Annotated in this window: 17 protein-coding genes and 1 pseudogene; 8 read left to right on the top strand and 10 right to left on the bottom strand. The window is 63.9% G+C overall.

Annotated elements, in window-relative coordinates; all coding sequences use genetic code 11:
* Positions 1-158 precede the first annotated feature (158 nt).
* Positions 159-1,391 (top strand): autotransporter outer membrane beta-barrel domain-containing protein, encoded by a 1,233-nt coding sequence (locus tag ACM62G_RS12190; protein ID WP_419737219.1) that lies wholly within the window; start codon positions 159-161, stop codon positions 1,389-1,391.
* A gap of 54 nt (positions 1,392-1,445) precedes the next feature.
* Here ACM62G_RS12190 and ACM62G_RS12185 read toward each other — a convergent pair whose 3' ends face one another.
* From ACM62G_RS12185 to ACM62G_RS12170, 4 genes and pseudogenes are all read right to left on the bottom strand, one after another.
* Positions 1,446-1,724: a helix-turn-helix domain-containing protein gene (locus tag ACM62G_RS12185; protein WP_017902210.1), complete on the bottom strand. Its 279-nt coding sequence runs from the start codon at positions 1,722-1,724 to the stop codon at positions 1,446-1,448.
* Positions 1,721-2,702: pseudogene (locus tag ACM62G_RS12180) on the bottom strand (HipA domain-containing protein). The gene ACM62G_RS12185 and the pseudogene ACM62G_RS12180 overlap by 4 nt, the downstream one beginning before the upstream one ends.
* A 262-nt stretch (positions 2,703-2,964) precedes the next feature.
* Positions 2,965-4,773 carry a sodium-extruding oxaloacetate decarboxylase subunit alpha gene (oadA, locus tag ACM62G_RS12175; protein ID WP_054056667.1) on the bottom strand — a complete coding sequence of 603 codons (1,809 nt, stop codon included), beginning with the start codon at positions 4,771-4,773 and terminating at the stop codon, positions 2,965-2,967.
* Positions 4,774-4,784: 11 nt separating this feature from the next.
* Positions 4,785-6,200 (bottom strand): acetyl-CoA carboxylase biotin carboxylase subunit, encoded by a 1,416-nt coding sequence (locus ACM62G_RS12170; RefSeq protein WP_054056668.1) that lies wholly within the window; start codon positions 6,198-6,200, stop codon positions 4,785-4,787.
* Between the two features lie 288 nt (positions 6,201-6,488).
* Between ACM62G_RS12170 and ACM62G_RS12165 the strand changes: the two genes are divergently transcribed.
* Positions 6,489-7,451 carry a LysR family transcriptional regulator gene (locus ACM62G_RS12165; protein ID WP_054063455.1) on the top strand — a complete coding sequence of 321 codons (963 nt, stop codon included), beginning with the start codon at positions 6,489-6,491 and terminating at the stop codon, positions 7,449-7,451.
* Here the strand turns inward: ACM62G_RS12165 and ACM62G_RS12160 are convergent.
* From ACM62G_RS12160 to ACM62G_RS12150, 3 genes are all read right to left on the bottom strand, one after another.
* On the bottom strand, positions 7,393-7,584 hold the full coding sequence (locus tag ACM62G_RS12160; RefSeq protein WP_081005865.1) for a PA3496 family putative envelope integrity protein: 192 nt from the start codon (positions 7,582-7,584) through the stop codon (positions 7,393-7,395). The genes ACM62G_RS12165 and ACM62G_RS12160 overlap by 59 nt on opposite strands.
* Positions 7,585-7,670: 86 nt before the next feature.
* Positions 7,671-8,537: a transcriptional regulator HexR gene (gene hexR / locus ACM62G_RS12155; protein WP_017902205.1), complete on the bottom strand. Its 867-nt coding sequence runs from the start codon at positions 8,535-8,537 to the stop codon at positions 7,671-7,673.
* A 205-nt stretch (positions 8,538-8,742) separates the two neighbouring features.
* Positions 8,743-11,616 carry an EAL domain-containing protein gene (locus ACM62G_RS12150; protein ID WP_419737218.1) on the bottom strand — a complete coding sequence of 958 codons (2,874 nt, stop codon included), beginning with the start codon at positions 11,614-11,616 and terminating at the stop codon, positions 8,743-8,745.
* Between the two features lie 262 nt (positions 11,617-11,878).
* Between ACM62G_RS12150 and uvrD the strand changes: the two genes are divergently transcribed.
* The 4 genes from uvrD to ACM62G_RS12130 all read left to right on the top strand — a co-directional run bounded on the left by uvrD (position 11,879) and on the right by ACM62G_RS12130 (position 16,439).
* Positions 11,879-14,062, top strand: coding sequence for a DNA helicase II (gene uvrD, locus ACM62G_RS12145; protein ID WP_054056671.1), 2,184 nt, complete (start codon positions 11,879-11,881; stop codon positions 14,060-14,062).
* A 159-nt stretch (positions 14,063-14,221) separates the two neighbouring features.
* A complete protein-coding gene (locus ACM62G_RS12140) occupies positions 14,222-14,662 on the top strand; it encodes an EamA family transporter (protein WP_273819756.1) in 441 nt (146 codons plus the stop codon).
* 369 nt (positions 14,663-15,031) lie between these two features.
* Positions 15,032-15,898 carry a Tim44 domain-containing protein gene (locus ACM62G_RS12135; protein WP_054063454.1) on the top strand — a complete coding sequence of 289 codons (867 nt, stop codon included), beginning with the start codon at positions 15,032-15,034 and terminating at the stop codon, positions 15,896-15,898.
* Between the two features lie 133 nt (positions 15,899-16,031).
* Positions 16,032-16,439, top strand: a complete 408-nt coding sequence (locus ACM62G_RS12130) for an SMI1/KNR4 family protein (protein ID WP_017903741.1) — start codon at positions 16,032-16,034, stop codon at positions 16,437-16,439.
* A 34-nt stretch (positions 16,440-16,473) separates the two neighbouring features.
* On the opposite strand, the gene ACM62G_RS12125 is transcribed toward ACM62G_RS12130, so the two are convergent.
* Positions 16,474-18,237, bottom strand: coding sequence for a cation:proton antiporter (locus tag ACM62G_RS12125; RefSeq protein ID WP_419737217.1), 1,764 nt, complete (start codon positions 18,235-18,237; stop codon positions 16,474-16,476).
* 281 nt (positions 18,238-18,518) lie between these two features.
* Between ACM62G_RS12125 and ACM62G_RS12120 the strand changes: the two genes are divergently transcribed.
* On the top strand, positions 18,519-19,004 hold the full coding sequence (locus ACM62G_RS12120; protein ID WP_054060272.1) for an acyl-CoA thioesterase: 486 nt from the start codon (positions 18,519-18,521) through the stop codon (positions 19,002-19,004).
* Positions 19,005-19,118: 114 nt separating this feature from the next.
* On the opposite strand, the gene pdxY is transcribed toward ACM62G_RS12120, so the two are convergent.
* The gene (gene pdxY / locus ACM62G_RS12115; RefSeq protein ID WP_054060273.1) at positions 19,119-19,991 is read right to left on the bottom strand and encodes a pyridoxal kinase PdxY; all 873 of its coding nucleotides are present in this window, start codon (positions 19,989-19,991) and stop codon (positions 19,119-19,121) included.
* A gap of 114 nt (positions 19,992-20,105) precedes the next feature.
* On the opposite strand from pdxY, the gene ACM62G_RS12110 reads away from it, so the two are divergent.
* On the top strand, positions 20,106-20,510 hold the full coding sequence (locus ACM62G_RS12110; protein ID WP_054063453.1) for a DUF3301 domain-containing protein: 405 nt from the start codon (positions 20,106-20,108) through the stop codon (positions 20,508-20,510).
* Between the two features lie 106 nt (positions 20,511-20,616).
* Here ACM62G_RS12110 and ACM62G_RS12105 read toward each other — a convergent pair whose 3' ends face one another.
* On the bottom strand, positions 20,617-21,591 hold the full coding sequence (locus tag ACM62G_RS12105; RefSeq protein WP_419737216.1) for a CobW family GTP-binding protein: 975 nt from the start codon (positions 21,589-21,591) through the stop codon (positions 20,617-20,619).
* Positions 21,592-21,599 lie beyond the last annotated feature (8 nt).

Here is a 21,599-nt window from a genome sequence, read left to right as displayed (position 1 = left end):
CGCGGTGGCCGACTTTCCGGCCACCGCACACCAGGACACAGCCGAAATAAACGGAAAGCTGCTGACATCTCCCGCGAAGCCCAGGTAAAAACCCCGACATTTACCGCTTGGACAGCTCGATACATTTCCTCCTCGACCTATTCTGAGGATGAAATGGAATGCTCCCCAAGACCCGTCTCGCCATCTCCCTGGCCCTGGTGCTCAACGGACTGCTGGCCCAGCAGGCACAGGCCCAGCAGCCACCGCCAAATGCCTACCGCGGTTCATCCAGCGTCTACGACTGGGACTGGCTGCTCAAACAGCCACCGGAACCCGGGGGCAGCCTGCCGACCACCTCCCCGCCACCCGCCCATGAGCCCGCCAAAGGCGGCCAGGGTGGCAACATTCTGCCGACGATTCCGGCATCCCCACTACTCGGAGCCCTGAACCGGCTCGGTCCGGCCGAAAGAGAAGCCGCCCTGACCCAACTGGCCGGTGCCGATAATGCCAACCTGGCCCAGGCCACTCTCGGCGCTACCCGACAGGTGGGCGCCAGCGCGCTGTCGGCCATGCTCCAGCCCGACAACGGCAGGAGTCGCCTGTGGCTACAGAGCCTGAGTAACGTGGGCCGATTCGAGCCGGCACAGGGCGGCAAGGACTTCCAGCAGACGACCCGGGGCCTGGTGCTGGGGGCCGACTGGTCGCTGGGCAATGAATGGCGCCTGGGCCTGCTCGGCGGAAAATCCCGTTCCGAGCACAAGGGCAGCCACTCCAGGGGCGAACTGGACAGCTGGCATGCCGGCGCCTACGCCCTGCGCCAGGACGGCCCCGCAGCCTTGCGCTTCGGCGCGATCCATAGCAGCCACGCTGGCAGCACTCAACGCCACGTCGCGTTCAGCGGCTATCAGGATCGACTCTCCGGCAACTACACGGCCACCAGCCAGCAGGCCTTCGCCGAATTCGGCTACAGCCTGGGCAACAACCAACTGAGTGCCGAACCCTTTGCCGACCTGGGCTACCAGCGCTACTCACGCCAGGGACACACGGAAAAAGGCGGCGAGGCGGTGCTGAAGAACAGCGGCCAGGCCCTGGACAACTTCAGCACCACACTGGGCCTGCGGGCCGCCGGCAACTGGCGCTTCGGCCACGGCATGAGCCTGACCCCGCACCTGAGTGCCGGCTGGAAGCACCTGTATGGCGAACTCGACAGCATCACCCGCCAGACGAACCGGACCACCGCCCTGACCTTCACGACCCGCGGCATCGCCCAGGACCGCGACAGCCTGGCGATCGAAGCCGGACTCGAACTGAACCTGTCCTCCCGCCATCGCCTGGGCCTGGGCTACAGCGGCGAACTCGGCGCGAAGAACAGCAACCACGGCATCATGGGGCAGTGGGCGCTGGCTTTCTGACAGCTTTCCATCAACCGGTCAGGCTCATGAACAGGTGCCTGACCGCTGAGCCCCTCAGCCTGATGTCTTGCGCAGTCGCACCACGCCCATCTGCAACCCGAAGGGCCTGAATACAGAGTTCAACGACTTGAGGGTCGGATTGCCTTCGTCATGCTCGATATGCACCAGGGTACGGACCGAAATCCGGCACATCCGGGCAAACTGGGTCTGCTGCAACCCCGTTACCTCCGTCCGCAAGCGCCTGACCGCAACACCGATGCTGATCATGCCCTGGGCCAGATCATCCTGAATGGCCTGGATCAGCAGGGCACGGACTTCCAGGCTGAGCGTCATGCCAACCCCCAGTCTCGCAGACGCTGACCAAGCCTTTTCAAGGCAATCAACGGATGGTTCATGGTGACGGCGGGCAAGCCACTATCCGTCAGAATATCGGGCAAGGCCAACAGATGCCTGGCATCCGCCCGAAGCCGCTCAAAGGCCGCCTGGGGCTCGACCAGCCCCGCCAGCGCGTCGCACGCCTTGCGCCAATCCACCTCCCCGCCCCTTTCGATATCTCTTGCCCACTTGGTGCTGCGTGTCACACCTTCATCATCCATGACCATGGGCGCCAGGTCGTAAATAGGTGCCAGGCGAACCCCCCGCTGATCGCGGATGATCGATGTGTTGCGCCCATGGTTGTCGGAGTTGCCCAGGATCTTGTTGAGCAAATCACGGCGCAGATAATCCGCCACCAGATCTTCCACCTGCTCCCCCTGGCCGGCCTGGCGCCAAAGTGCAACCAGACGAGTGATCACCTCCAGGTGCTTCGCCTCCAGCTCCCGTAGCTCCGCCAATCGCCGCGCCCTGCTCGTAGGCGTACTCGAGAAATCGGTTATCGCGCGCCACCACGTCCGCTCGGGTAAATCCCATGGGCTCACGACCGTCCTGCACGTCCACGGACTCCTTGACCCGCAGATGGCCAACGGGAGCCGGGGTGCTTTTACCCAGCAAAAAAAGGTCGGCATTGACATCATCAGGCTTTTCCCGCCCCACCCTGGCGATGAGGAAGCGCCTGGCAGCACCGGCAGGAGCAATATCCTGCAGGAAGGCCGGAGCCTGCCGGTCATCCATGCTGTCCCAGTCCAGCGGGAGGTTCGCACTGACCGCACAGGCGAATGGGCTGCCCATATCCTCGATATGATCGAGCAGATAGCTCTGCTTGTAGGCAAACCTGCAACGCCCCTCGAAACCTTTTTCCGGCGACTCGAAAATCAGGGTCATGGCGTCCTGCCAGATTCCGTCGGTGTAGGCCTGAAGTGTGAGTGCGTACATGATTCAACCTGCAACTTAATGCACTTTATAGGCAGAGACTGCCGCCAAAACTGCAATATAGTACAGATTCGCCTGCCAGCATCGCCCAATAACTGCAATATAATGCATCAGCCTTGCTATACGGCGCAAATATACGCAATAAAATGCATATCGTTCTAGAGCAGCAGACCATAACACCCCACACAACATGCTCAAAGAATGAACAAAAAAAGGGAGGCATACGCCTCCCCGAGGATAAACATTGATAGATGAAGGCTGTCGATCAGCCTTCGATCTCGATCAGGATCTCGCCCGGGTTGACCCGGTCGCCCTTGGCCACGTGGATGGCGACGACCTTGCCCGATACCGCGGCCTGCACTTCGGTCTCCATCTTCATGGCTTCGGTGATCAGCACGGCCTGACCGGCCTTCACGCTGTCGCCTTCCTTGACCAGCACATCGACGATGTTGCCCGGCATGGTGGTGCTGACGTGGCCTGGCGCACTGGCCTGCTTGCGCTTGCTGCTGCCACCGCCGACGAATTCGTTGAGCGGTTCGAACACCACTTCTTCCGGCATGCCGTCGATGGACAGGTAGAAGTGCCGCTTGCCTTCGGCCTTCACGCCGACCCCGGTGATGTCCACGCGGTAGGTTTCGCCGTGCACGTCGATGACGAACTCGGTCGGTACGCCCTCGCCGCCCGGCGCACGCACACCGCCGGCCTCGGGGATCGGCAGCAGCACTTCAGGCACCAGGGTGCCGGCCTCGCGCTCTTCGAGGAATTTGCGCCCGATGTCCGGGAACATGGCGAAGGTCAGCACGTCTTCTTCCGACTTGGCCAGGGTGCCGATGTCGTTGCGCAACTTGGCCATTTCCGGCTTGAGCAGGTCGGCCGGCCGCACGTCGATCACGTCCTCGCTGCCGATGGCCTGGCGGCGCAGCTGCTCGTTGACGGTGCCCGGCGCCTTGCCGTAACCGCCCTGCAGGTACAGCTTCACTTCGTTGGTGATGGTCTTGTAGCGCTCGCCGGCCAGGACGTTGAAGAAGGCCTGGGTGCCGACGATCTGCGAAGTCGGGGTCACCAGCGGCGGGAAGCCGAGGTCTTCGCGCACCCGCGGAATTTCCGCCAGCACTTCGTTCATGCGGTTGAGGGCGCCCTGCTCCTTGAGCTGGTTGGCCAGGTTGGAAATCATCCCGCCCGGCACCTGGTTGACCTGCACCCGGGTGTCGACCGCGGTGAATTCGCTTTCGAACTGGTGGTACTTCTTGCGCACGGCGTAGAAGTACAGGCCGATTTCCTGCAGCAGTTCCAGGTCCAGGCCGGTATCGAACTCGCTGCCCTTGAGGGCGGCGACCATCGACTCGGTGCCAGGATGGCTGGTGCCCCAGGCGAAGCTGGAGATGGCGGTGTCGATATGGTCGGCACCGTTTTCCACCGCCTTGAGCTGGCACATCGCGGCCAGGCCTGCGGTGTCGTGGGAGTGGATGAACACCGGCAGCGACTGCTCGGCCTTCAGTGCCTTGACCAGCTCGCCGGTGGCGAACGGAGTCAGCAGGCCGGCCATGTCCTTGATCGCCACCGAGTCGCAACCCATGGCTTCCATCTGCTTGGCCTGGGCCACGAAGGCCTCGATGGTGTGCACCGGGCTGGTGGTGTAGGCGATGGTGCCCTGGGCGTGCTTGCCGGCGGCCTTCACCGCCTCGATGGCGACGCGCAGGTTACGCACATCGTTCATGGCGTCGAAGATACGGAATACGTCGATGCCGTTGACCGCCGCCTTGGCGACGAAGGCCTTGACCACGTCGTCGCTGTAGTGGCGGTAGCCGAGCAGGTTCTGGCCGCGCAGGAGCATCTGCAGGCGGGTGTTGGGCAGGGCCGCGCGCAGCTTGCGCAGGCGCTCCCACGGGTCTTCCTTGAGGAAGCGCACACAGGCGTCGAAGGTCGCGCCGCCCCAGACTTCCAGCGACCAGTAGCCGACCTTGTCGAGCTTGTCGCAGATCGGCAGCATGTCTTCGGTGCGCATGCGGGTGGCGAGCAGCGATTGGTGGGCGTCGCGCAGGATCGTGTCGGTAACGTGAATCTTTTTGGTCATTGTAATAGTCCTCACAGGCCTGCGTGGGCGGCGATGGCGGCGGCGATGGCCAGGGCCAGCTCTTCGGGTTTGCGCTTGATCGAGTAGTTGGTCAGTTCCGGATGGCTTTCCACGAAGCTGGTATTGAACTGGCCACTACGGAATTCCGGGTTACGCAGGATTTCCTGGTAATAGGCGGCGGTGGTCTTCACGCCTTGCAGGCGCATGTCGTCCAGGGCCCGCAGGCCACGGTCCATCGCCTCTTCCCAGGTCAACGCCCAGACCACCAGTTTCAGGCACATGGAGTCGTAGAACGGTGGAATGGTGTAGCCGGTGTAGATCGCCGTGTCGGTCCGCACGCCGGGACCGCCGGGCGCGTAGTAGCGGGTGATCTTGCCGAAGCTGGGCAGGAAGTTGTTCTTCGGGTCCTCGGCGTTGATCCGGAACTGCAGGGCAAAACCGCGATGGATGATGTCTTCCTGCTTGACCGACAGCGGCAGGCCGGAGGCGATGCGGATCTGCTCGCGGACAATATCGATCCCGGTGATTTCCTCGGTGATGGTGTGTTCCACCTGCACCCGGGTGTTCATTTCCATGAAGTACACCTCGCCATCGGCGAGCAGGAACTCCACGGTGCCGGCGTTCTCGTAGCCCACCGCCTTGGCCGCACGCACCGACAGGTCGCCGATGTAGGCGCGCTGTTCAGGGGTCAGCTGGGGGCTCGGGGCGATTTCGATCAGTTTCTGGTTGCGGCGCTGGATCGAGCAGTCGCGCTCGAACAGGTGCACCACGTTGCCGAAGCTGTCGCCGAGAATCTGCGCCTCGATGTGCTTGGGGTTGACGATGCATTTTTCCAGGAAGACTTCCGCCGAGCCGAAGGCCTTGGTCGCTTCGGAAATCACCCGCGGGAATGCCTGTTCCAACTCCTCGCGGCTGTTGCAGCGCCGGATGCCGCGACCGCCACCACCGGAGGTGGCCTTGAGCATTACCGGATAACCGATACGGTCACCCTCGCGCAGGGCTTCCTCGATGCCGGAGACGTTGCCTTCGGTGCCTGGAGTGACCGGCACGCCGGCCTTGATCATGCTGCGCCGGGCTTCGGTCTTGTCACCCATGCGACGGATCACTTCCGCCGCCGGGCCAATGAACTTCACCCCACGTTCAGCGCAAATTTCTGCCAGTTCGGCATTTTCCGAGAGAAAGCCATAGCCGGGATGCAAGGCATCGCAGCCGGTTTCCACCGCCAGGTTCACCAGCTTGCGCGGGTTGAGGTAGCCGGCCAGGGGCTCGGCGCCAATGCTGTAGGCCTCGTCCGCGCGCTTGACGTGCAGGGCGTGCCGGTCAGCGTCGGAGAAGATCGCCACGGAGCGAATGCCCATTTCGGCACAGGCCCGCACGATACGTACGGCAATCTCACCACGGTTGGCGATCAGGATCTTTTTTATCACTTGGAAATTCCTAAGCCGCTGGAACAAAACAACCTGCTGGAACCAGAAAGGACCTGGGCCCGCCCGCGATGGTGTCCGTCAAAACACCAGAAGCCTCGCGGGCCAGCCCTATGTCCACGACCCGATATCTGTCCCACAGCACGGGTCGACGAGTGACTAAATGTTTCAAGCCAGTCGCATCACCACACTAGTCCCGGTCAGCGATAAACTAAAATCAATAATTATTGGGTCGCTTATAAGCAATGACTTATAGTTGCCTGACCAGCCGCCCGAGAGTGCTTGCAAGAAATGCGTAAGTCCTTGATGCGTATGACATTACGCCAGTTGAAGATCTTCAATGAGGTCTGCGATTTGCGTTCCTACAGCCGCGCGGCCGAGGAAATGTCGCTTACGCAGCCAGCCGTCAGCCTGCAAATTCGTCAGCTGGAAGAGCTGATTGGCCAGCCGTTGTTCGAATATGTCGGCAAAAAGCTCTACATGACCGAAGCGGCTGAAGCGTTACAGCGCGCCAGCCGGGACATCTTCGGCCGGCTGGAAAACCTCGACATGCAGCTCTCCGACATGCAGGGATCGCTGCAGGGGCAATTGAAACTGGCGGTGGAATCCAGCGCGAAGTACTTCGTGCCGCACCTGTTCGCCGCCTTCAAGCGCCAGTATCCCGAGGTCAGCCTGCACCTCACGGTGGTCAATCGCGCCCAGGCCCTGCGGCGGCTGTCGGACAACCGCGACGACCTGCTGATCATGTCCATGGTGCCCCAGGACATGGGCCTGGAATTCCTGCCGTTCCTGAACAACCCGATCGTCGCCGTGGCCCCACCCGATCATCCGTTGTGCCACAGGGGCCCGCTGCGCCTGCAGGACCTGGAACCCTATCCGTTGCTGATCCGCGAACCGGGGTCGGGCACCCGGATGGCCTGCGAGGAGTACTTCAAGGAAAAGCGCGTGCACTTCTCGCAGACACTCGAAGTGACCTCTGGCGAGGCGCAGTGCGAAAGCGTGGTGGCGGGGCTGGGCCTGGCGCTGTTGACGCGCCACGCCCTGAGCCTGGAACTGGCGACCGGCGTGCTCCGGGAACTGCCGGTGGAAGAACTGCCGCTCTATCGCAGCTGGTGCGTGGTTCAGGCCAGGGATAAACGCCTGTCACCGGTCGCGCATGCGTTCCTGGGGTTCATCCGAAGTGAAAGGCTGCAGATCAGTGGGCTCGCTGAGCGCTTCGACGGTCGGCTGCCGAGTCCATCTGCCAGTAATTGAGGGCGGCGATTTCCTGTTGCAGCTGACGCAGTTCGTTGCGGTCTTCGATTGCGCGACGGAATTCCATGCGGCGCTGGTCTTCCTGCTGCCGACGGGTCTTTACGCTGCTTTGCTCTTCGTGGTGCCGGGCCATTTCGAGTCTCCCAGGTTGGGTTGGAGACTCCAAGATGGCTTCAGGGCGTTACGATTTGGCGGCAGCCGGATGACAGGGAGATGAAATCAGTCTTCGAGGTTCTTCAGCGACTTGGGCGACAGCCGCAAGCTGCGCAGGCTGCGCTTGACGCTCTTGAGGTGGTTCACCAGGCTCGGCCCGCGGGCCATCGCCACGCCCATCGCCAGCACGTCGATCACCACCAGGTGGGCGATACGCGAGGTCAGCGGCGTGTAGATCTCGGTGTCCTCGTGCACGTCGATCGCCAGGTTGATCGTCGACAGCTCGGCCAGCGGTGTCTGGCTCGGGCACAGGGTGATCAGCGTCGCGCCGCTTTCACGGACCATGTTGGCGGTGATCAGCAGGTCCTTGGACCGCCCCGACTGGGAAATGCAGATCGCCACGTCGCTGGGTTTGAGGGTCACCGCCGACATCGCCTGCATGTGCGGGTCGGAGTATGCCGCCGCGGTCAGCAGCAGGCGGAAGAACTTGTGCTGGGCATCCGCCGCCACCGCACCGGACGCACCGAAGCCGTAGAACTCAACACGCTGGGCGGCCGACATGGCCGTCACCGCCCGCTGCAGGGCCGCCGGGTCGAGCTTCTCGCGCACCTCCATCAGGGTGTGCAGGGTGGTGTCGAAGATCTTCAGGCTGTAGTCGGCGACAGAGTCGTCTTCATGGATCGCGAACTGGCCGAAACTGGCACCCGCCGCCAGGCTCTGGGCCAGCTTGAGCTTAAGGTCCTGGAAGCCCGAGCAGCCGATGGCCCGGCAGAATCGCACGATGGTCGGCTCGCTGATGCCCACGCTGTGGGCCAGGTCGGCCATGGAGCTGTGCATCACCGCCGCCGGGTCGAGCAGGACATGATCGGCAACCTTGAGCTCCGATTTGCGAAGCAGGGTGCGGGACTGGGCGATGTGTTGCAACAGGTTCAAGGGCTGGACTCGATTGTTATGGGCGAACGCCTGGGATGTAGCATTCTTGTAGTTATACTACATGAAATCGGTGCTCGCCTGTGCCATTGCGTTGGAGAATGCGTTTTCAGGAGCCGGTTTCGCCGGGGAATGGCCGCCTTTGGCGGTTCGCGGGCGAGCCCGGCTCCTACAAGATGAAGCGGTGATCATGAAGTCAGTGCACGAATCAACCGGCGTGCCGGTCGTTGCGTAGCAGCCGTACCAACTCCGCGGCCTCCACCGGCCGGCTGATCAGGTAGCCCTGCACCTCGTCGCAGCCGTGCAGCTTGAGGAACTCCAGTTGCTGCGGGTTTTCCACGCCCTCGGCCACCACTTTCAGGCCCAGGCTGTGGGCCATGGCGATGATTGCCCGGGTGATCGCGGCGTCTTCACTGCCTTCGTCCAGGCCGCGGATGAAGGCCTGATCGATCTTCACGTAGTCCACCGGGAAGCGCTTGAGGTAACTCAGGGACGAATAGCCGGTGCCGAAATCGTCGATGGCCAGCTTCACGCCCAGGTCGCGCAGTTGCTGGAAGGTCGCGATGATGTGCTCGACGCTGTCGAGCAACTGGCTTTCCGTCAGTTCCAGTTCCAGCAGGTGCGGCGCCAGCCCGCTTTCCTCGAGGACCTGGCGCACCAGGCTGACCAGCTTGCCCTGGCGCAACTGGTGCACCGACAGGTTCACCGACACCCGCATCGCCGGCAGGCCCTGGCGCTGCCACTCACACGCCTGCCAGCAGGCCCGGCGCAACACGAACTCGCCGATCGGACCGATCAGCCCGGTTTCCTCGGCCAGCCCGATGAAGTCCCCGGGCGGCACCCGGCCCATGGTCGGATGCTCCCAGCGCACCAGCGCCTCGGCGGCGTTCAGGCGACCGGTGGCGAGGCACAGCTTGGGTTGGTAGAAGACGCTCAGTTGCTGTTCCTCGATGGCCTTGCGCAACTGGTTCTCCAGTTGCAGGCGCTCCAGGGTGCTGGCCTGCAGGCTTTCGGTATAGAACTGGAAGTTGTTGCCGCCCAGGTGCTTGGCATGTTGCATGGCGATGTTCGACTGGCTGACCAGCGCCGGGATTTCCCGGGCGCTGTCCGGCAACAGGCTGATACCCATGGAAGCGCTGACCACCAGCTCATGCCCTTCCACCGTCACCGGCAGGCGCAGCTTGCCGAGCAGCCGCGTCGCCATCCTGGCCAGGCTGGACAGCGTGCCGTAGGCATCGAACAGCACCGCGAACTCGTCACCGGACAGGCGGGCGATGGTGTTCGCCTCCGGCAGCGCGTTCACCAGGCGCCGGGCCATCTTCTGCAACAACTGGTCGGCGACTTCATGGCCGAGGCTGTCGTTGAGCAGCTTGAAGCGATCCAGGTTGATATGCAGCAGCGCCAGGCTGCGCCCTTCCTGGCGGGCCCGCTGATTGGCCTCGCGCAGACGCTCCTTGAACAGCGAGCGGTTGGCCAGGCCGGTCAGCTCGTCGTAATGAGTCAGGTAGCGCATGCGCTCTTCGGATTCGCGCCGCGCCGACAGATCGGCGAAGAAGCCCACGATATGGCTGACTTTTCCCCGCTTGTCACGCACGGTATTCAGTTGCAGCCACTGCGGATACAGCTCGCCGTTCTTGCGCGCCTCCACCAGTTCGCCCTGCCAACTGCCGTACTGCTCCAGGGATTGGTGGATCATCGAGTAATGCCGACGGGCGTCGCGGCTGCAAGGCAGTTCGACGACGTTGCGCCCCAGCATGTCCTCGATCTGGTAGCCGGTGACCCGGCTGAACGCCTGGTTGACCGCCAGCAGCGCGTAGTTCGGGTCGAAGATCACGATGCCTTCACTGGCGGCCTCGAACACCGTCGCGGCCAGTTGCCGCTGCGCCTCCAGCTCCTTGTGCGAGCTGATATCGCGCCGGGTACCGACCATTCGTAGTACGCGACCGCTGGCACTACGTTCCACCGCCCGGCCGCGGTCCTCGATCCAGACCCAGTGGCCGTCGCCATGGCGTATGCGGTATTCGATGACATAGTCCTCGCTGCGGCCCTTGAGGTGCTCCACCAGGGCGCGCTTGAGCGCCGGCAGGTCCTCGGGGTGCAGGCGCGGCTTGAGGTGGCTGAGCATGGCCGTGACGTATTCGGGGTCGAGGCCGAACAGCTCCTTGAGCTGGGTGTGGTGCACCTCGTCGGTCTGCAGGTTCCAGTCCCACAGGCCGAGTTCGCTGGCCTGCAGGGCGAGCGCCAGGCGCGTTTCGCTCTTGGTCAGGGCCTGGTTCGCCAGGTCCAGCTCCCGGCTGCGCTGGGCGACACGGTTTTCCAGCTCGGCCTGGGCCTCGCGCAGTTCCAGTTCGGCCCGGCGGCGTTGCTCGACCTCGCGGGCCAGCTCCTGGTTGAGCTGCTCGCTGCGGGCCTGGGCCTGCTGCAGGTTCTCGATCAGCGCCTGGTTCTGGAAGCGCCGCAGCAGGCCGCGCTCGATCAGCCGGTTGACCTGCAATGCCACCACGCTGAGGGAGGCCAGCAGGATCAGTCCGAGCCAGCCCCAGCCCTGGCGGGCGCCATCACCCTCCCAGAACAGGTAGCCGATGGCAGGCAGCAGGCAGGACAAGGTGAAGGTGAGGAACGCCGGAAAGCTCACGGCATAGGCGATGCTGGCAGACAGGGTGGCCGCGCCGATCAGGCCGAATACCCAGGCCTGCTGGAGAAAACTGTCGGTAGGCACCAGGGCGATGCCGGCGCAGGCCAGGGTCAGGCCACTGACGGCGGAGCCGAGCAGGAACATCCGGCGCCAGATCGGCTGGGCCTGCCGGCTGGGAATGGCCGAATCGAACGCCGCGACCTGGATCACGCGCAAGGCCACCAGCGCCATCAGCCAGACCATCCAGATGCTGACCAGCAGGTAACGCTGCGGGCTCCAGAGCAGCCAGGCGCAGACCAGACCGTTGATCAGCATGAACAGGGTGGGCAGCAACGAGCCCTGGTACAGCAGGCGTGTGCGCTCGACCGCCAACTCGGTGGCGAACTGCTTGCGGATCACCCGCCCGGCCTCCACGGAGGGGCTCAGCGTGTCGGAGCTGTGTGTCATATGGGCATTGTTCTTATAATGGTTGAGCCATAAATGTCGCAGGAGCATACACAAGCCTCCGGCCGGACCAAACTGCTCCAAGTCATAAAATGTAATGGATTTTCCCGCGATAGACCCTTCCACACCGGACAAAGTCAGGTACTGCGCCGCCTGCGGGCAATGACCCGCCGGTCGTCATCGCACCGGTTTTTTCGTCGACCACGGCCTCGACCGCCCTGCATTAGGGTTTGCCCACCCGTAGCCAGCACCCTAGAATGCGCCGATGCGCAACGATGACCTCTCCCTCCTGCTGAACTCCCTCAACGACGCCCAACGCCAGGCCGTAGCCGCCCCCGTTGGTCGTCAGTTGGTCCTGGCTGGCGCCGGCTCCGGTAAGACCCGGGTGCTGGTGCACCGTATCGCCTGGCTGATCCAGGTCGAGAACGCCTCGCCCTACTCGATCCTGTCGGTGACCTTCACCAACAAGGCCGCTGCCGAGATGCGCCATCGCATCGAGCAACTGATGGGCATCAGCCCGGCCGGCATGTGGGTCGGCACCTTCCACGGCCTGGCGCACCGCCTGTTGCGGGCGCACTGGCAGGAAGCCGGGCTGAGCCAGACCTTCCAGATCCTCGACAGCGACGACCAGCAGCGGCTGGTCAAGCGGGTGATCCGCGACCTGGGCCTGGACGAGCAGCGCTGGCCGGCCCGCCAGGCCCAGTGGTTCATCAACGGGCAGAAGGACGAGGGCCTGCGCCCGCAGCATATCCAGGCCAGCGGCGACCTGTTCCTGGCGACCATGCGCAGCATCTACGAGGCCTACGAGGCCGCCTGCGCCCGGGCCAACGTGATCGACTTCTCCGAGCTGCTGCTGCGCGCCCTGGACCTGTGGCGCGACCACCCGGGCCTGCTCGAGCACTACCAGAAGCGTTTCCGGCACATCCTGGTGGACGAGTTCCAAGACACCAACGCCGTGCAGTACGCCTGGTTGCGCATGCTCGCCAAGGGCGGCGACAGCCTGATGGTGGTCGGTGACGACGACCAGTCGATCTACGGCTGGCGCGGCGCGAAGATCGAGAACATCTACCAGTACTCCGACGATTTCCCGGACGCCGAGACCATCCGCCTGGAGCAGAACTACCGCTCCACCGCCGGTATCCTCAAGGCCGCCAACGCCCTGATCGCCAACAATACCGGGCGCCTGGGCAAGGAGCTGTGGACCGACGGCGGCGACGGCGAGGCGATCAACCTCTACGCCGCCTTCAACGAACACGACGAGGCGCGCTACGTGGTGGAAACCATCGAAAGCGCGCTGAAGACCGGCCTGGCGCGCAGCGACATCGCCATTCTCTACCGCTCCAACGCCCAGTCACGGGTGCTGGAAGAAGCCCTGCTGCGCGAGCGCATCCCCTACCGGATCTACGGTGGCCAGCGCTTCTTCGAACGGGCCGAGATCAAGAACGCCATGGCCTACCTGCGCCTGCTCGAAGGCCGGGGCAACGATGCGGCGCTGGAGCGGGTGATCAACGTCCCGGCCCGCGGCATCGGCGAGAAGACCGTCGAGGCCATCCGCGAACACGCCCGCCACAGCAATGTGTCGATGTGGGAGGCCATGGCCCAGCTGATCGCCAACAAGGGCGTGACCGGCCGGGCCGCCAGCGCGCTCGGGGCCTTCATCGAGCTGATCGAGAACCTGGCCGCCAGGACCCAGGACAGCCCGCTGCACCTGATGACCCAGATCGTCATCGAGCAGTCCGGCCTGATCGCCTATCACGAGGCGGAAAAAGGCGAGAAAGGCCAGGCCCGGGTGGAAAACCTCGAGGAACTGGTCAGTGCGGCGCGCAACTTCGAAGCCGCCGAGGGCGAGGAAGACCTGTCGCCGCTGGCGGCGTTCCTCGGCCATGCCTCGCTGGAAGCCGGCGATGCCCAGGCCGACGAGCACGAAGACAGCATCCAGCTGATGACCCTGCACAGCGCCAAGGGCCTGGAATTCCCCTACGTGTTCCTGGTGGGCATGGAAGAAGGCCTGTTCCCCCACAAGATGAGCCTGGAAGAGCCCGGCCGCCTGGAGGAAGAGCGTCGGCTGGCGTATGTCGGCATCACCCGGGCGATGCAGAACCTGGTCATGACCTACGCGGAAACCCGTCGGCTGTATGGCAGCGAGACCTACAACAAGGTGTCGCGCTTCGTACGTGAAGTACCGAAGGGCCTGGTGCAGGAAGTGCGCCTGTCCAACAGCGTCAGCCGGCCGTTCGGTGGCAGCCAGCAGCAGGCCAGCAGCCTGTTCAGCGGCAGCGAGATTCCGCAGACCGGCTTCAGCCTCGGCCAGGCGGTACGCCACAGCATCTTTGGTGACGGCGTGATCCTCAACTTCGAGGGCTCCGGCGCCCAGGCACGGGTCCAGGTCAACTTCAGCGAAGGCAGCAAGTGGCTGATGCTCGGCTACGCCAAGCTCGAAGCCATCTAAACGGAAAGGAAGAAACCAGGATCGCTCCCACGTTCCGCGTGGGAGCGCCGCCCGGGACGCTCGGCGTCCATTCCCTGTCACGCGGGGCGACACCGGATGCAGGCCCACGCGATGCGTGGGAACGATCGAATCGAATTCACTCTGCGGGAGTGCGACACCATGGGCCCTGGCTTCTTTTCCTCGTGGACATTCTGGGCGCTGCTGTCGGCGACCTTCGCCGCATTGACCGCGATCTTCGCGAAGATCGGCATCGATAACGTCAACTCGGATTTCGCCACCCTGCTGCGCACGGTGGTGGTGCTGATCAGCCTGGCCTTGATTTTGTACGCCACGGGCCAATATCAGTCCCTGAGGTCGATCTCCGGCAAGAGCTACCTGTTCCTGCTGCTGTCGGGCCTGGCCACCGGTGCTTCCTGGCTCTGCTACTTCCGTGCGCTGAAAGCCGGCCCGGCGTCGCTGGTGGCGCCGGTGGACAAGCTCAGCGTGGTGCTGGTGGCGATCATCGGCGTCCTGCTGCTGGGCGAAAGGCTCGACCTGCGGCAATGGGCCGGTATCGGCCTGATCACCGGCGGCGTGGTCCTGCTGGCGCTGCGGCGCTGACGCTTCCGGGGCACACAGCCTTGTGGTGTTGAAACGCCTTGGGCACCGCTGCTCCTGCGGCACTGAAACCTCTTGGGCGCCGCCGCGCCCCTGTAGAAGCCGGGCTTGCCCGCGAAGGGGCCCTTGAGATCGCTAAAAGCTTCGCGGGCAAGCCCGGCTCCTACAGGAGGGGTGGCGAATTGGAAATTTCATACAATATCTAAAGACAAGCCAACAACCCAATGAACATTGGACCTACTGGCTTTCATGAAATATTCAGCATTGAGGTGAGAGGATTCAGGCAAAAGCCGGAAACACTCTCTCACTAGCCAGTAACAATTCACCTGTGCAGTATGACTCGCGTGCACTCCACAAACGGGAATACCCTTTATGCAACGTTTTCTTAGCATCGCCCTGGCGCTCTGCATCGGCCTGACGATGAGCCTCGACGCCAACGCCAAGCGCTTTGGCGGCGGTAAAAGCGCGGGGTCGGCACCGACCCACCAAACCAGCCAGATGGCCCCTGCCACTGGCGCTGCCGGCGGTGCAGCCGCCACGGCTGGCGCAGCGGGTGCCGCAGGTGCGGCAGCCAAGGCCGGCGGCGCCTCGCGCTGGCTGGGCCCATTGGCCGGTATCGCCGCTGGCGGCCTGCTGGCGTCCATGTTCATGGGCGGCGGTTTCCAGGGCATGCAGTTCTTCGACATCCTGATCATGGCGGTCATCGCCTTCGTGATCTTCCGCTTCATTGCCTCCCGTCGCCGCAAGCAGCAGGAGCAAATGGCTCCAGCCGGCGCGCCGTACCAGCGTGAAGTGTTCGAGCAACCGGCTCCTGCCCAGAACCCGATCTTCGGTGGTTCCGCCGCGCCGCGCCGCGTGATCAACGCCCCGGCCTGGTTCAACGAGGAGCGCTTCCTGGAAGCCGCCCGCAGCCACTTCCAGGCGCTGCAGCAGCACTGGGACGCCAACGAAATGGACAAGATCGCCGAGTTCGTGACCCCGCAAATGCTGCAGTTCCTCAGGCAGGAACGCGCCAGCCTGGGCGACGGCTTCCAGTCCACCTACATCGACAACCTGCAGGTGCAACTGGACGGCGTGGATGACCGTGCCGACAAGACCATCGCCACCCTGACCTTCAGCGGCGTGTCGAAAACCTCGCGTTTCGACCAGGGCGAAGTGTTCAGTGAAAGCTGGAACATGGAGCGCCTGCCAGGCGACAACCAGCCTTGGCTGGTCGCCGGTATCCGCCAGAACGTTTGATCCACGCGCGTTGTCTGATACATCAGAACCCCGGACTTGTCCGGGGTTTTGCATTTCACGATTGCACTTGTAACGAGCTACTGTATAAAACGCGTCATACCCAACCGCGCCATGCAGCAAGAGGATCGAGGCCGTGGAAGAAGTTATCGAACAATTGCGTGAAGCCAACGAACCCGTACCGGTGCCACTGGAGTTGCCCGACGAGGATCAGTTGGTCGAGATCGAAGAGGAGCTGTTCATCAACATCCCCTTCGTCTTCAAGGAATTCCTGCTGACCGTCAGCGACGTGGTCTACGGCAGCCTGGAGCCGGTGACCGTCACCGACCCGCAATCCCACACCTACCTGCCGGAAGTGGCGGCCAACGCCTGGGACAGCGGCGTGCCGCGGGACCTGATCCCGATCTGCCAGGACGGTGACGACTACTACTGCGTCGAGGAGGACGGCACTGTGGTGCTGTGGTCCGGCGAAGAGGAACTGATCACCGAAGAGTCCTGGGAGTCGGTCTGGCACTGGGCGCGGGACGTCTGGCTGGAAAGCTGACACCCCGCCGGAATCGGCGGGGCACCCTGAGGCCTCAGTGCCCCGCCGAGTCCCTGTTGTTCTCCAGCGTCTCCAGCAGGGCCACCTGCATCCGCGTATGCACGCGGACGAACCAGCGCCAGAGCAGCGCCGCCACCGCCGCGGCGACCACCGCGATCAGCATCAGCAGTTCGCTGGTGGGCAGAATGCTCGCCGACAGCGCCGACAACAGCAGGAAGATCACCAGCAGCGACAGCAGCGGAATCACCTCGGCGATCACCCGGCGCACGCGCTGGGTATGCCGCCCGGCCACGTCCGGCTTCACCCCCATCTCCGCCAGCAGCATCGACAGCGCCTTGAGCTTGCGGTAGGCGGCAATCAGAAAGGGCAGCGACAGCAGCAGCGCGCCACCCCAGATCAATGCCTTGTTCCAGCTCGGCTCACTGACCCAGCCTTGCAGATAGGTGGCGATCGGCTGGGCGAAAAAGCCGCCGGCAAAGAAGATCGCCACCACCAGCGCCAGGTTCACCCCCACCTGCAGCAGGATCTTGCGGATCAGCGAGGCCAGCAGCGCGCCTTCGCCCTGGGGCTGGATGCTGCGCAGCCATTCGCCATACAGGCCGAACACCCGGCCCATGCGGCGCGGTACCACGGCGGCGAGCTTCAGCGACAGCGGGTCGGCCGCGCGGATCAGGTACGGTGTGAGCAGGGTGGTGATCACCGAGACCGCCACGGCCACCGGGTAGAGGAAGTGACTGGTGACCTGCAGGGTCATCCCCAGCGCGGCGATGATGAAGGAGAACTCGCCGATCTGTGACAGCCCCATGCCCACCCGCAGCGAGGTGCGGCCATCGTTGCCGGCGATGAACGCGCCCAGTCCGCAGGAGACCATCTTGCCCAGCACCACCGCGACGGTGATCACCGCGATCGGCCAGGCGTATTCGAGCAGTACCGCCGGATCGAGCATCAGGCCGATGGCGACGAAGAAGATCGCGCTGAACAGGTCGCGAACCGGCTCGATCAGGCGCTCGATCTTCAGCAACTGGCGCGACTCGGCCATGATCGCACCGATCAGGAACGCCCCCAGCACCATGCTGTACTCGAGCTTCACCACCAGCAGGCAGAAGCCGAAACACAGGCCCAGCACGGTGATCAGCAGCATCTCGTTGCTTTCGAAACGGGCGACATAGGCCAGCAGACGTGGCACCAGCAGGATGCCGATGACCAGGGCGACGATCATGAACAGCGACAGCTTGCCGACGGTGGAGAACACTTCGCCGGAACTCACCGTGCCACTGACGGCAATGCTCGACAGCAGGGCGATGATGCCGATGCCGAGAATGTCCTCGACGATCAGCACGCCGAAGATCAGTTGCGCAAAGCGCTGGTTTTTCATCTTCAGGTCATTGAGCGCCTTGACGATGATGGTGGTCGAGGAAATCGCCAGGATCGCGCCGAGGAACAGCGAGTCCATGGTGTTCCAGTCGAACCAGCGGCCGATCTCGTAGCCGATCCAGATCATCAGCACGATTTCCAGGAACGCGGCGATGAACGCCGTCGCGCCGACCTTGAACAGCTTGCCCAGGCTGAACTCCAGCCCCAGGCAGAACATCAGGAAAATCACCCCGAGCTCGGCCAGGGTCTTGATGGTGTCCTCGTCATGGATCAGGCCGAACGGCGGGGTGTGCGGGCCGATGATGAAACCGGCGACGATATAGCCGAGCACCACCGGCTGCTTGAAGCGGTGGAACAGGATGGTCACCACACCCGCCACCAGCATGATCACGGCCAGGTCCTGAATAAAGCTGATGGCATGCATGGCGTGACGCTCCTTGTGTCGGCGGATGTTGGCCAGACCGCCCACCGCGCCCATTGAGTCGTCGGCGGTCAACGTTCCGGGTGTAAGAATTTTCTATGGCATGGCTTTTCGAAGGTTAACACCGCGACTTCCGACAGAAAGCCGGTGCAATATGTAGAAACAGATCGCTTGGCGCGTGACGATGCAACCATGGCTGGCGTCCCGTAATCGAGGTGTCTGAAAAATGCCCAAAGCGCCCGCAGAGGTGCCTGAACCTGTCCCTACCTACCCGTGAGCGTGCTATGGAACCTGGAAACGCCCAGCTGTCGATGACCGTTTTGATGACCCCGGATATGGCCAACTTTTCTGGCAATGTCCACGGCGGCACCCTGCTCAAATACCTGGATGAAGTGGCCTATGCCTGCGCCGCCCGTTATGCCGGCCGCTACGTGGTGACCCTGTCGGTGGACCAGGTGATTTTCCGCGAGCCGGTGCATGTCGGCGAACTGGTGACCTTCCTGGCTTCGGTGAACTACACCGGCAACACCTCGATGGAGGTCGGCATCAAGGTGGTGACAGAGAACATCCGCGAGCGCTCGGTGCGCCACACCAACAGTTGCTTCTTCACCATGGTCGCGGTCGACGACCAGCGCAAGCCGGCACCGGTGCCGCCACTGCAGCCGGAGACCAGCGAGGGCAAGCGCCGCTACGCCCAGGCCCAACAGCGCCGGCAGATCCGCCAGGAGCTGGAAAAGCGTTACCAGGAGATCAAGGCCGACGCGCCTTAAGCTCTTGTAGGAGCGGGCTTACCCGCGAAGGCGTCCGTTCAAGCGGCGCGAGACTTGAGGGCCTATTCGCGGGCAAGCCCGCTCCCACACGGGTACATGGAGTGGGCCCGGAGATCACAGGCTGATCGGCAACGCCTCGAAGCGCACCCGCGGATGGGCGATGCGATCCTGGGCCCGCACCAGTTCCAGCTCGTAGCTGGCGCAGGCCTGGGTTTCCAGCAGCACTTCGTGCACCGCCGACGCGGTGAACTCGAAGGCCGCCAGCAGGCTGTCGCCCAGCAGCACCCGGGCCAGGAACAGCCCTGAAGTCAGGTCGCCGACGCCCACCGGCTGGCGCGGGAACGCCAGCAGCGGACGGCGCAGGTGCCAGCTGCCTTCGGCGGTCACCAGCAACATCTCGAAGCTGTCCTCGGGCTTGCCCGGATAGGCCAGGTGCTTGACCAGCACCACCTGCGGCCCCCGCGTCAGCAGGCTACGGGCCATCGCCAGGCAATCGAACAGCGACTGGGGCGAGCGGCCGCAGAAGCTGTCCAGCTCCAACTGGTTGGGGCAGAGGATATCGGCCTGCGCCACCGCCTCCTGCAGCAGGAAGTCGCTGACCTCCACCGGCACGCTGCAGCCCTTCTCCGGATGGCCCATCACCGGATCGCACAGGTACAGCGCCTTGGGGTTGGCCGCCTTGATCCGCGCCACGCCGCTGAGGATCGCCCGCCCCTGCGCCGCGCTGCCCAGGTAGCCGGACAGCACCGCGTCGCAATTGCCCAGCTCGCCGATGGCGGCAATACCTTCCACCAGTTCCGGGATCCGCTGCGGCGCCAACACTTCGCCGGCCCACTGGCCGTACTGGGTGTGGTTGGAGAACTGTACGGTGTTCAACGGCCAGACATTCACCCCGACCCGCTGCATGGGGAAAACCGCCGCACCATTGCCGGCATGACCGAAAACCACGTGGGACTGAATGGCAAGCAGATGAGGAGTGCGTTTCATTCCGAATTCCAGCAAGACAAAAAGATTCGAGCCACGCAGTATGCGACTAAACAGAGCCTGTACGACAGACCGGCGAGCCAGTTAAGCTGCTCTCAACTTGATGGAGTGGCATTCATGCTGACCCTGGGAAATATGTTCGTGCTGATGTTGCTGGCCACCGGCGCTGCCTGGCTCTGGCACAACCATGGCCTGCGCGAACGGGCGCTGGAGCGGGTCAAGCAGCATTGTGCCCGGCTTGACCTGGAACTGCTCGACGGTGCCGTGGCCCTCAAGCGTATCGGTATCGTCCGTGATGCCAACGGCCGACGGCGCCTGGCGCGGATCTACCACTTCGAGTTCACCGTCACCGGCGAGCAGCGCCACGTCGGCACCATCACCCAGTTCGGCGCCCACAGCGCGCAGATCGATCTGCCGCCCTACCCGTTCGAAGCCAGGGCCGAACAGCCGACGGCCGAGATCATCGAACTGAGCCAATGGCGCCAGGATCATCCCAAGGACCACAGCCAGTCGCGTCACTGAGCGGCTGGGGGCCTGTACGGCCGATGCGCATGCCTGCATTCCAGTTCAGGGGCCTGCCAGGAATGGCAGCGCAGCCCGGCGAAGCCCCGGGCCGAAGTCGAACAGGCTAGCTCAGCCGGCAGGCCTGCATGCCGGCTTTCAGCGGCTCGATGTCCTGGGGCTGACTGAAGATCAGCTCAAGCCGCGAGTCCTTGCGCCACGCGCTGGGCTGCCAGGCCAGCGACGAGTTATCCACAGCATTGCCCGACACCCAGCCAGCCGGGCTGTGGATAACCAGCTTGGCCCGCCGCCAGTCCAGAGTGGCCAACCACTCACGAATGCGTTCCGGGTCCAGTTGCTGGCTCGGGTGCCAGCGCCAGCCGATGCTCCAGTTGCCCTCCCCGGCATGCTCCTGGCAGATCGGTTGGCTCGGGTCGGTCCAGATCGCCGGCAGCGTCACGCTCGCCGGTGCCGTGGGCAGCACGCCCGGCGTTGCCGATTCATCCAGGCCTGGCGACTCCAGGGCCAGCAACTCGTCCAGCGCCAATACACCCTGCTCGGTCCAGCGCAGCGGACGCTCCGGCAAACGCGCCAGCACTTGCCCGCGCGCGGCCTCATCCAGCCCTTGCGACTTGTTCAACAGCAGCAGCCCGGCCCACGCCAAGGCCTCCTGCTGCGACGCCGGCAACGGTTGGCCCGCCGCCAGGGCCGGTGCGTCCAGCACCATCACGCACGGCTGCAAGGCCAGTACCCCGCGCCACGGCGCCGCGCCCAGTTGCCGCAGAATCTGCGCCGGATGACCGAGACCGGAAGGCTCGATGAACAGGCGGTCGGGGCGCGCCTTGCGCAGCAGCCGGCCGAGGCCGATCTGGAACGGTGCGCCGTTGACGCAGCACACGCAGCCGCCAGCCACCTCGCCCAGTGCGATACCATCGTCGGCCCGGGTCAGCAGCGCGGCATCCAGGCCGATCTGGCCGAACTCGTTGATCAGCACGGCCCAGCGCTCGCCGGGCGGTTTTTGCGCCAGCAACTGACGAATCAGGCTGGTCTTGCCGGCACCGAGGGGACCGGCGATGACATGCGTGGGAATGTTCTGCAACATAAGCGGGC

The sequence above is a fragment of the Pseudomonas sp. COR18 genome, from assembly GCF_048568395.1.
GTDB lineage: Bacteria > Pseudomonadota > Gammaproteobacteria > Pseudomonadales > Pseudomonadaceae > Aquipseudomonas > Aquipseudomonas fuscovaginae_B.
The sequence above is the reverse complement of the archived record's forward strand: the minus strand, read 5'-3'. Positions and strand labels throughout refer to the sequence as shown.